At 41.7% G+C, this 10965-nt stretch carries 11 protein-coding genes and 2 pseudogenes; 1 reads left to right on the top strand and 12 read right to left on the bottom strand.

Features of this window, described 5'->3' with window-relative positions; genetic code table 11:
• Positions 1-111: 111 nt before the first annotated feature.
• The 3 genes and pseudogenes from VZ94_RS30035 to VZ94_RS01370 form a co-directional block, all read right to left on the bottom strand.
• Positions 112-291: a fructosamine kinase family protein gene (locus tag VZ94_RS30035; protein WP_275575096.1), complete on the bottom strand. Its 180-nt coding sequence runs from the start codon at positions 289-291 to the stop codon at positions 112-114.
• Positions 218-991, bottom strand: a complete 774-nt coding sequence (locus VZ94_RS01375) for a fructosamine kinase family protein (RefSeq protein ID WP_275575095.1) — start codon at positions 989-991, stop codon at positions 218-220. Before VZ94_RS01375 ends, VZ94_RS30035 begins: the two co-directional genes overlap by 74 nt.
• 15 nt (positions 992-1006) lie before the next feature.
• A pseudogene (locus VZ94_RS01370) lies at positions 1007-2238 on the bottom strand (aspartate kinase).
• 349 nt (positions 2239-2587) lie between these two features.
• On the opposite strand from VZ94_RS01370, the gene VZ94_RS01360 reads away from it, so the two are divergent.
• Entirely contained in the window at positions 2588-2974 is a 387-nt protein-coding gene (locus tag VZ94_RS01360; RefSeq protein WP_045777858.1) for a hypothetical protein, read from the top strand.
• Positions 2975-3136: 162 nt separating this feature from the next.
• Here the strand turns inward: VZ94_RS01360 and VZ94_RS24085 are convergent, their stop codons facing one another.
• From VZ94_RS24085 to pgaD, 9 genes and pseudogenes are all read right to left on the bottom strand, one after another.
• Entirely contained in the window at positions 3137-3451 is a 315-nt protein-coding gene (locus VZ94_RS24085) for an HNH endonuclease (RefSeq protein ID WP_082081283.1), read from the bottom strand.
• Positions 3452-3547: 96 nt separating this feature from the next.
• Complete coding sequence (locus VZ94_RS01355) at positions 3548-4558, bottom strand: DUF475 domain-containing protein (RefSeq protein WP_045777857.1); 1011 nt, start codon at positions 4556-4558, stop codon at positions 3548-3550.
• 102 nt (positions 4559-4660) lie between these two features.
• The gene (locus tag VZ94_RS01350) at positions 4661-5134 is read right to left on the bottom strand and encodes a response regulator (RefSeq protein WP_052700096.1); all 474 of its coding nucleotides are present in this window, start codon (positions 5132-5134) and stop codon (positions 4661-4663) included.
• Between the two features lie 324 nt (positions 5135-5458).
• Positions 5459-7627 (bottom strand): RelA/SpoT family protein, encoded by a 2169-nt coding sequence (locus VZ94_RS01345; protein WP_045777861.1) that lies wholly within the window; start codon positions 7625-7627, stop codon positions 5459-5461.
• Between the two features lie 5 nt (positions 7628-7632).
• A complete protein-coding gene (gene rpoZ / locus VZ94_RS01340; protein ID WP_045777856.1) occupies positions 7633-7872 on the bottom strand; it encodes a DNA-directed RNA polymerase subunit omega in 240 nt (79 codons plus the stop codon).
• 30 nt (positions 7873-7902) lie between these two features.
• Positions 7903-9074: pseudogene (locus tag VZ94_RS01335) on the bottom strand (phosphoglycerate kinase).
• A 36-nt stretch (positions 9075-9110) separates the two neighbouring features.
• Positions 9111-9662 (bottom strand): thioredoxin family protein, encoded by a 552-nt coding sequence (locus tag VZ94_RS01330; RefSeq protein WP_045777855.1) that lies wholly within the window; start codon positions 9660-9662, stop codon positions 9111-9113.
• 2 nt (positions 9663-9664) lie between these two features.
• Positions 9665-10282: a DedA family protein gene (locus tag VZ94_RS01325; protein ID WP_052700095.1), complete on the bottom strand. Its 618-nt coding sequence runs from the start codon at positions 10280-10282 to the stop codon at positions 9665-9667.
• A 78-nt stretch (positions 10283-10360) separates the two neighbouring features.
• Complete coding sequence (gene pgaD / locus VZ94_RS01320) at positions 10361-10849, bottom strand: poly-beta-1,6-N-acetyl-D-glucosamine biosynthesis protein PgaD (protein WP_045777854.1); 489 nt, start codon at positions 10847-10849, stop codon at positions 10361-10363.
• Positions 10850-10965 lie beyond the last annotated feature (116 nt).

The raw sequence follows: 10965 nt of genomic DNA, 5'->3' as shown, positions 1-10965 counted from the left end.
TCGCCTTAAAAGAACTAAATTGGCGTGCCGAAAAAACCTTAGACGATATGATTGCTGATACTTGGCTGTGGCAACGCAATAACCCTAAAGGTTATGATGCTAACAGCTAATTTATAACTCAGCCAATAAACTAGCCATCATCTGCTCAGCTTGATGCTGATAGCTACTACCAAATAAGTTTAAATGATTCAAAATGTGGTAAAGGTTATATAACGTCTTACGCGTTTTTATAACCTTTGTCCAGCGGATAAATTTCGTGATAAGCGCTATAAAAATCTGCGCTAAAACCACCAAATAATTCTGTCATCGCCAAATCCGCCTCGCGGTCACCATAATAACAAGCCGGATCGAAAAACACCGGGTTACCCGAGGCATCCATAGCAGCATTACCCGCCCATAAATCACCATGCAATAACGACGGTTTTACTTGATAAGAGCTAAATAAAGCAGGCAGCTTGACTAAAAGTTTTTGCCCTAAAGACTGTAATTTACTGCTATAACCATTTTTAGCTGCCAGATGTAATTGAAAACCAAGCCGGTATTGTTGCCAAAAATCAACCCAATTCGAGTTCTTATAGTTGATTTGTCGCGTACTGCCTATGGTATTGTCTTGATACCAACCAAAATACGGTTGTGGTATATCATGTAGTAAAGCTAGTTGCCGCCCTAGTACACGGGCACTTTGGCTATTCAACCGAGTAAGCGGTATATACTCTAACACTAAAAAAGCGTGCTGGCCGCTAACACCAAAGGTAATAGGCTTAGGCACTGTTACCGTAGCGCTAGCCGCCAGCTCATTCAATCCCGCAGATTCAGCAGCAAACATGGTGTTCAACTGAGCTTGATTCAGCTTAATAAAATAACTGCCATGATTAGTATCAAGCTTATACGCCGCATTAATATCCCCTCCCCCCACAGATTTTACCGCTGTGATGATGACGGGTTTAACAATGGCGGCACTGATAAACGCCGCGATAGCTTGCCAATCCACGAGGGACTCCGCTTATTACGCCGCTAACGCCGGTTTATCTAAATTAAACGCCGCATGTAATGCTCTTACCGCCAATTCCAAGTACTTTTCATCCACGACAACCGAGATTTTAATTTCTGAGGTCGAAATCATGCGGATGTTAATACCTTCGTTCGCTAAAGTTTTAAACATGGTACTTGCGATACCTGCGTGTGAACGCATACCGACACCGACGATTGACACTTTAACAATACTGTCATCACCAGTGACTTTTTTTCGCGCCTAAGTCAGTACAAATTTGCTCTAAAATTGCTTTAGCACGCAGATAATCGTTTCTATGAACCGTAAACGTAAAATCCGTCGTCGCATCGTCCGCGATATTTTGAATAATCATATCGACTTCGATATTGGCATCAGCAACAGGCCCTAAAATTTTAAACGCAATACCTGGCAAATCCGGTACACCAGTGATAGTTAATTTAGCTTCATCGCGATTAAAGGCGATACCTGAAATTAAAGCAGCTTCCATAGGAGATTCCTCATAAGTAATCAACGTCCCTTGACCTTCTGTAAAAGACGATAAGACGCGTAACGCAACATTGTATTTACCGGCAAATTCTACCGAGCGGATTTGTAACACCTTTGAGCCTAAACTCGCCATTTCTAGCATTTCTTCAAAGGTAATACGGTCTAAACGCCTAGCTTTAGGCTCAACGCGTGGATCAGTCGTATAAACGCCATCAACATCCGTAAAAATTAAACACTCGTCAGCTTTTAGCGCTGCCGCTAACGCCACCGCCGTGGTATCTGATCCACCTCGACCTAATGTCGTGATATTGTCAAACTCATCTACGCCTTGAAAACCTGCCACAACAACGACTTTACCTTGAGTTAAATGGGCGCGGATTCTGGAATCATCAATTTTGCGAATCCTGGCTTTAGTATGACTGCTATCGGTCAAGATTTTAACTTGACCACCAGTATAAGAGCAGGCCTCACACCCTAATGCATCTAATGCCATGCTTAACAACGCAACCGTCACTTGCTCGCCGGTAGAGACTAACACATCTAACTCGCGAGCATTAGGTTGTGCCTGCATCTGTTTAGCCAAATCGATTAGTCGATTGGTTTCACCACTCATTGCCGAAACAACGACGACAATTTGATCACCCGCATCATGGGCTTTTTTTCACTTTCTCCGCGACAGCTTTGATACGCTCAACCGTACCAACGGACGTGCCACCGAATTTATAAACATAAAGAGCCATTTTAAAACCTGTTAATAAAAGTTCCTGAAGCAACACTACTTCCTGAACCCGTTATAGTAAAAGGTTTTACAAAATTATTAAACTAGTTAAGCGTTTAGAAATATCTGCAACATTGGTAATCCATGCAAAAATTTGCTACATATTTTGCAGTGCATGATGCTATGCCCTTGCCAGTTATTTTAATTTTATTATTTAATTCAGACAGTTATCTAAAAATAATCATGGCATACAATTTGATTAATAGTATAACGTTGTTAACAAGTTATCCATCGATTAACACGTTGTTTTACAAATCTTCAAATCATTCACAAAGATTTTATAACTGAACAAATCACTAAGAGGAAACGCTATGAACGTAAAATCAAATCTAATTGCCTTAACCAGCTTCAGTATCATGATGGCTTTATCAATCAATAGCCACGCTGGGCAATTATTAAAATGTGAAAAACGCACTACGGGCCGTGAAAGGTCGAGAATCTCGGTGAACATAGAAGACCAAACACCGGGCGCTCTTTATACGGCATTGGTTACATCTAAAACCAACACGGCTCAATCCACCCGAGCAGCAAACTTTGCAGGCAAAGCTGAATTTGATTTTGATAGTAATAGAAAAGATGTTGCCGCAGGTGCTACTCAAATAACAAAAAACTTTATAGACGGCACCGTATCAGTGATGGTAACTGACGCTTTAGGAAACGTTGTTGAACAAGACACTATGACTTGCAAAATCAAATAATTGTCTTGTCAGGATACGCAATACCGAATCTTATATTATCCTAAATTTGAAACAGAATTAGCTTATGCCTACTCTTTTATGGCTTGGCCCATAGAAGAGGCAAAGCCTTCTGTTTCATATCAGTTAGTTACTGTAGCAGGTGATTTACATTTAACAATAAGGTCAATGCCCATTTGCAATTGCCAATTTGATTACTGGAGCAACTGAATTAGCAGTAATTCCGCGTTCTTTGCAGTATTTAGATTGCAACCATTCCGAAAGCTGCTTTTGCCCTTTGCTGGCATTGCACCCACAGCAACAAAGGGCAATATTCTCTCTGTTGATTATGGTTTCATCATTGATTATATGCTCCCAACTCGCTGAGGATTTTCTGGAAACTTGGGCAGGTGTAAACTGAACACCACAATAAACACAGGATCGATCCCTCTGCCTGACTTCCTTCTCTAGCCAATTAGGAATATTCCAATTATTTGCCAAAACGTTGTCCTCACATTAGCAAGCTCGTAAGCCAAAGTGCTGTCCATTGGGTTGTGTAAATGTTAGCCACGCAAAAACGTGGCTAACCCCAATTCTTTACGATGAATATTGCTGCTTATTGTAGCGTATAGATGAATAAATCGATAAAGCGATAAATAATGCGCCAATCAGTCCGGTGATGACTTCGGGGATTTCATGTTTCATGCTCATTAACATGATTGCGGCCAAACTTCCTATCGCATAATGCGCGCCATGCTCTAAAAAGACATATTGCTCTAATGTGCCTTGACGGACTAAGAATACGGTTAAGCTTCTAACGAACATAGCGCCTATCGCTAAGCCTAACATGATGATAACAACGTCTTTAGTGATGGCAAACGCGCCAATCACGCCATCGAATGAAAAAGAGGCATCGAGTACTTCTAAATATAAGAAACTCATGATGCTACCCTTTTTTAACACATCAGCCATTTCTTCACTTTCTTCCTCGTCTTCAAACAAAGCTGATAAGCTGTCTACCGTGACATATAAAATCAGCCCTGCGACACCAGACACCAAAGCCTCTAAGCGAATATGCTGCGGCAGCCAGTTCTGTAATACTAATAATAGTGATAACGCTAAAATAACTTCTATAGACTCTAATTTACCAAACGATGCTAGTTTTTTTTCTAACGCACCTAACCAGTGCAGCTCCTTACCTTCATCAAAAATAAATGAGAAAAACACCATTAACAAGAACATGCCACCAAAAGCAGCAATTTGCACATGTGCATCGGTTAAATGTTTGGCATAGGTTTCAGGGTCTTGTAATGCCATATTGGCGACCCCAATAAAATCAATCCCTGTCGCTACCGCCACGATAACTATCGGAAACAATAAACGCATTCCGAATACCGCGATTAACACGCCCCAGGTTAAAAAGTACTGCTGCCAACGCTCATCCATACGTTTTAAGATAGACGCGTTAACCACTGCGTTATCGAACGATAAGCTCACTTCTAAAATACCTAAAATAATCGCAATAAAAGCGCCAACTAGGCCGCCCCAATAAAATGCGGCGGCCAGACACAATACTGTGACTATCAGTGAAAAACGAAAATGTTGCATACCCTGCCTCATAATTTTTATAGAGGCTTAACTATAAGAGTATTGATATTAAAATCAAGTGATAACCGCCGATAATGGCTAATCATTTAACTCATGACAGTGTTATGTCGTTGTTTTAGCTTTAACCTCATCAACCCAACGTGTCACGCGGCTAATCATTTTTTGAAATTCATAATGATTAAGGGGTTTAGCCCAATAAGTCGTACAACCCGACAAAACACCTTTAACTTCATCCATAGGTGTAGCCGTTTCGGATAACATGATGATAGGTACGCGCTTTAATGCGGTTTGTTCTCGAATGCGCTTGCATAATTCAAAGCCTTCAGAACTACCGACATTATTAGTCAAAAAAACAATATCGTAATGTTGTTGTGTTAACTGCATAAACGCGTCCTGATAGCTTGTGGAGTGCTGTATGGAAATCATGGTGTCAGCATTCTCCAACTCTTGAATCAGCTCTTGTTGCAGTGGTGATGCCTCACCGGTAATTAATACCTGATATGGCATGGGTGAATCGATAATAGCGTCATGGCAGGCACGAGATACGGGCGCAAAACTTAATGTGCTAGCATTCATAGTCAATCCTCAAGTAATGATAATTAATAGGAGAATGCATTAATCATGCCGACTCAAAAAACATAAAATAGCAAATAATTACAATAAGTTATGCAACGGACGACTCGCACTGATATTGCACATTAGCTCGAAAAATGAGTTGCATATGCACAATAATGATATAAACCCTATGATAAATAAGGAAAAGTAAGCTACACTTTTAAGACGGGACAGGGTGCATTCAGACCGCAGGACGCCGTAAATACATCCCTGTAGGCTTGGCGGCAGCATCCCTGCTGCCGACACCTGCGCTCTAAATGCGCCCTGTCCCGTCTTAAAGAAAAGTTAGACTTTAATACGGGTAATTTTCAACACTATCGATAATTCCTTTAATCGACGCATAACTTTCGCTAAATGCACACGATCTCTAACAGTAAAAGTGATTAAATCAACACACACTTTCTCGTCTTGTTCTACCACATGAACATTCTCAATATTTGAGTCGGAGTTTGAAATCGTCGATGCTATCGTCGCTAACGCCCCGCGCTGATTTAAGATTTCTAATCTTAATTCCACGGGAAAATCTCCAGCAATTTCTTGACACCATTCAACATCTAGCCAACTCGTGTGTTTGCTTCTTAATACACTACGGTTACGGCATTCATGGTGATGTACCACAATTCCCTTGCCAGGGTTGAAAAAGCCGATGATGGCATCACCAGGAATGGGGCGACAACATTTAGCCAACGTGACCACCATACCCTCTGTGCCTTTAATGATTAAAGGCGTTTTTTGCACTCTATGGCTGTGGTTTAGTTTAATATTTGCACTAATATCATCTTGCATCAATTGCTTAGCAATTAGAAACGGCATTTTGTTGCCTAAACCTATGTCTTCTAATAAAGCATCTAGCGAAGGCATTTCCAAAAATTTTAGCAACTCCTTTAGCCGTAGCGCATCAATATCTTCTAATCTTAGCTGCATGACCTCTAATTCTTTTTCCAATAACCGACGCCCTAATGAAATCGCTTCTTTTTGTTTAAAATGCTTGAGATAGCCGCGAATACTTGAGCGCGCCTTAGCAGTAATCACATAATTTAACCATAGCGGATTCGGTCTAGCCCAGGCGGCGGTAATCACTTCAACGGTCATACCATTTTCTAACTTCGTTTGCAGAGGTACTAATTGCTTATCGATTCTAGCCGATACACAAGCATTACCTATATCAGTATGAACGGCATAGGCAAAATCCACAATCGTCGCACCTCTAGGCAATTTAATAATTGCGCCCCTAGGAGTGAATACGAAGACTTCTTGTGGAAATAAATCGACTTTAAGATTATCGATAAATTCTAGCGAATCACCGGCATTCTTCTGAATTTCTAATAAGTCTCTTAACCATTCATGCGCTCTGGCTTTAAACTTATCTGTTTTATCATCTTCTGATTTGTATAACCAATGCGCCGCGATACCCGCTTCCGCCATTCTATGCATGTCGTGGGTACGAATTTGAATTTCGATGTTTAAGCCGTGAGGGCCAATTAGAATGGTATGCAACGACTGATAGCCATTAGCCTTAGGTAAAGCAATATAGTCCTTAAATTTGCCAGGAACAGGCTTATAAAGATTATGCACCACGCCTAGGACGCGATAACAGGTATCTACATCATCACAAAACAGCCTAAAACCATAGACATCGAATACCGACGATAAAGTGATGCGTTTCTGCCGCATCTTTTGATAAATACTCCAGAGGTGTTTTTGCCGGCCTAACACTTGGCAGGATAGCCCGACTTCAGTGAGCCGGTTTTTAATCGCTTTTTCAATCGTGGTCACAACTTCCTTACGATTGCCGCTACGCCTTTTGACAGCAGCTTTTATTACCGCATAACGCCTAGGATACATAGCTTCAAAGCTTAGCGTTTCTAGCTGATGCCGAATTGAATTCATCCCTAGGCGATTAGCTATAGGTGCATAAATATCTAAGGTTTCTTTAGCAATGCGGCGTTTTTTTTCAGGCGGCATAATACCTAAGGTATTCATATTATGCAGACGGTCGGCTAGCTTAACCATAATCACGCGCAAATCCTTACCCATAGCCAAAAACATTTTTCTGACACTTTCAGCTTGGGCTTCGGCACGCGACTTACAATCGATTTTACTAAGCTTGGTTACGCCATCCACTAATTCGGCGACTTCAATATTAAATCGCTCAGCCAACTCTTGTTTAGAAACATCAGTATCCTCTAACACATCATGCAAAATAGCCGCCATAATGCCATTCGCATCCATGCGCATCTCAGCTAAACTAATCGCAACCGAGACAGGATGGCAGATGTAGTCTTCCCCGGATTTACGAGTTTGCCCTTGATGTGCTAAAGCCCCGAACTCATAAGCGCGTACACAATCTTCTATTTGTTGGGTTTCCAAATAATTAGATAATGTTTCGCATAAGCGCTTAATCAGTTGGTCCTGAGGGCGTTCAGCAATGACGGGGTCGACTACATCTAACATAAGCATTAAAACATTGGGGTAAACTCGTGGGTATCGTTAGCACGATGCAAAGCAGCAATGTTATCAGCATTCACATGACCGGCCGCGATTTCGCGCAAAGCCAATACAGTGTCTTTGTCCTTACCCCTGGGCAAAAACTCTTGCGCACCACGACTCAATTGGCGCGCTCTTGTGCTGGCCAATAATACGAGTTTGAAACGGTTTTCTACATGTTCCAAACAATCTTCTACGGTGACTCTAGCCATTTTTTCTCTCTATGAAAACTTGTTAATAGTTTATTGACGGCTTTGCAAAACCGCTACAGCAGGTAACTCTTTGCCTTCTAAAAACTCTAAGAAGGCACCGCCGCCAGTAGACGTGTACGATACGCCATCATTAATACCGAATTGATCGATAGCCGCCAAGGTATCACCGCCACCCGCAATTGAAAATGCACTGCTTTCGGCAATCGCTTTGGCTAAGACTTCTGTGCCATTGCTAAACTGCTTAATTTCAAAAACACCTACCGGCCCATTCCAAACAATCGTACCAGCTGATTTAAGCATATCGGCATATTGTTTAGCCGTTTCAGGCCCTATATCTAAAACCATATCATCATCAGCAATGTCGCTTACCGCTTTTACCGTGGCTTCTGCCGACTCAGAAAACTCTTTCGCACACACGACATCAACAGGAATAGGAATATCTGCGCCAGCTTGTTTTGCTGCAGCAATCAGACTCTTAGCTTGGTCAATTAATTCCGGCTCGTATAACGATTTACCCACATTATAGCCAGCAGCGGCAATAAATGTGTTGGCAATACCACCACCGACGATTAATTGGTCGACTTTTTCTGACAGTGACTTTAATACGGTTAGTTTGGTTGATACTTTAGAGCCGCCGACAATCGCTAATAACGGTTTTACTGGCGTTTCTAGCGCTTTACCGAGTGCATCTAACTCACTGGCCAATAAAGGCCCTGCACAAACAACAGGAGCAAATTTAGCAACGCTGTGGGTAGAAGCTTGCGCCCTATGCGCAGTACCAAACGCATCCATGACAAACACATCGCACAGTTTCGCCATTTTTTGGCCTAATTCATCGCTATTTTCATCTTCACCGACATTAAAGCGCACGTTTTCGCATAACACGACTTCACCTGGCTGAATAGCAATACCGTCTAACCACTCTCTTTCTAAGCGCACGGGTTTACCTAATAAACTAGCCATGCGCTCGGCGACCGGTTTTAATGATGAAGCTTCATCAAAAATCCCCGCTTTAGGGCGCCTAAGTGCGACATTAAAATAACTGCCGCACCAGCCGCTAAGGCTTGTTCCACGGTAGGCACACTGGCTTGAATCCGAATATCACTGGTCACTTGACCATTTTTTACAGGGACATTTAAGTCTTGGCGGATTAACACCTTTTTACCGGCTAAATCCAAGTCAGTCATTCTTTGAATAGACATATTACTCTCTCTTTGGGTTAAAAATACTGGATTGACTTACTTCCATTTAATTGAACATCCCATACTGGGTATTTGTTGCTGTGGCCCAATCCCGGTCTCAGCAACAGTTTGCATCGCGGAAAATAATTCGCGCTCAAGTGTCATATCTGAAGCATCTTTACGACTCGCATCTAAACGTCCTCGGTATTGCAGCTTTAATTCAGCATTATAACCAAAAAAATCGGGGGTACAGATCGCACCATAGGCTTTTGCCACCGCTTGCGTTTCATCATAGAGATAAGGAAACGGATACTGATAATCCTGGGCGATACGCTGCATATTAGCAAAAGAATCGTCAGGATAAGCCTCAGCGTCATTAGGCATAATTGCCACAGAACCAACACCCAATGCGCTAAGGGCAAGTGTATCGCGGATTAACTTGGTTTGTATGGCCTTAACATAAGGACAGTGATTACAAATAAACATGACCAATAAGCCACGTTCCCCGACACAATTGTGTAGTCGCCAGTTCCGGCCATCAACGCCAAGCAATTCAAAATCAGGCGCCGAACGGCCTAACTCAGCGAGCGGGGTTTCTAATAACACCATAGTTAATCCACCTTAGATGCTTTTTTATGTTGATAAAACCATTTAGCTGCTAATAATAATATTCCGATAAAGATAACACCCACAATGCCATGTTCGACATCTTTAATCGTTTTTATCATATTATCGGCGACCGCACCAAAGTGATATACCAAGTAGATAATGGTTGGCACACTAATTAATGCGGCTAAGCCATCGTAAAAAAGAAAAACCCGAAACGGTAAATGTAACGTCCCAGCGGAAAAATATGTTGGCGCGCGTAACACAGGCGTAAAACGCGTAACAAAAATGACTTTATTGCCATGTCGATGTAGCTTTTCTTTCACCATTTCCAAACGTTCAGGCGGTAAAAATTGGTGAAAAAATGGCTTATTTGTTAAGCTCCGACCATATTTGGCACCTAAATAATAAATCATACTATCGCCGATTAATACGCCAGCCATACACACAGCAGTTACAAACCATACATCGACTATGCCGTAATACGCTAACATGCCTGAAACGAACAAAGTAATATCCTCAGGAATAGGCAAGCCTAATCCACAAGCCAACAAAATACTGAACACTAATACATAAGGCATAATGCCACTAAAACTAAGCACAAAGTTTAATAAATCTTGCACGTTCTCCCCTCCTCTTTTAATTGTTATACGTTGTGAGTTAGTACACTAAATAAAAACTCATCATACGAAGCCTATCACTTATTTTAGTAGGCTACAGACCGCGACGGACTCTTTAACCGCTAATACCTCTAATGGCTCAGCTTGCAACTGCGTGATTTCTCCTTGTTCGTCAAAATAAACGGTTAGCGTCACCACGTCGCGTGCAGATTGTAGTGTGGCTAAATCAACATGGAAATAGTGTGCTAATTCACTATCTTCTACATTATGGCTATTAACAGGCAAAAAACGCCGTTTTCTATAGGCTCTAAGATAAACCCAAAGCAGCCAACTAACGGCTTGCGCACACAACACTAAAACATAATTGTGTAATAGCTCCGTTAATCGAGTATAACCACCAAATTGTTCAAACTGTTCAAGAGTAAAGCCATCCAGTAACCACTTACCTAACCATACTACGGGTGACAAGAAATACAACCACATTAACCAACATAAACAAGCCACAACGATTTCGCTAACTCTAGCCAACACACTTTGCAACTGCGGTTGCTCGATAATATAAGCCTTCATTTATTACGCAACCCTCTATCCAAGGTTACCCAAACAGCACGTTGTCCACGTTTTTTAGTAACTGCTTTAATGGAGCCGGTAATCGTTGTCGCCACATTGATTAACCAATACGCAAT

Origin of the sequence: Methylocucumis oryzae, assembly GCF_000963695.1 — a bacterium.
GTDB lineage: Bacteria > Pseudomonadota > Gammaproteobacteria > Methylococcales > Methylomonadaceae > Methylovulum > Methylovulum oryzae.
Note: the sequence above shows the minus strand (reverse complement) of the source record. Positions and strands in the feature narration are given on the sequence as shown.

Bases quoted from the DNA above. Each gene is read 5' to 3' on its own strand.
- VZ94_RS01360 (WP_045777858.1), top strand. From the start codon at position 2,588: ATGAACGTAAAATCAAATCTAATTGCCTTAACCAGCTTCAGTATCATG.
- VZ94_RS01355 (WP_045777857.1), bottom strand. From the start codon at position 4,558: ATGCAACATTTTCGTTTTTCACTGATAGTCACAGTATTGTGTCTGGCC.
- VZ94_RS01350 (WP_052700096.1), bottom strand. From the start codon at position 5,134: ATGAATGCTAGCACATTAAGTTTTGCGCCCGTATCTCGTGCCTGCCAT.
- VZ94_RS01345 (WP_045777861.1), bottom strand. From the start codon at position 7,627: ATGTTAGATGTAGTCGACCCCGTCATTGCTGAACGCCCTCAGGACCAA.
- rpoZ (WP_045777856.1), bottom strand. From the start codon at position 7,872: ATGGCTAGAGTCACCGTAGAAGATTGTTTGGAACATGTAGAAAACCGT.
- VZ94_RS01330 (WP_045777855.1), bottom strand. From the start codon at position 9,662: ATGGTGTTATTAGAAACCCCGCTCGCTGAGTTAGGCCGTTCGGCGCCT.
- pgaD (WP_045777854.1), bottom strand. From the start codon at position 10,849: ATGAAGGCTTATATTATCGAGCAACCGCAGTTGCAAAGTGTGTTGGCT.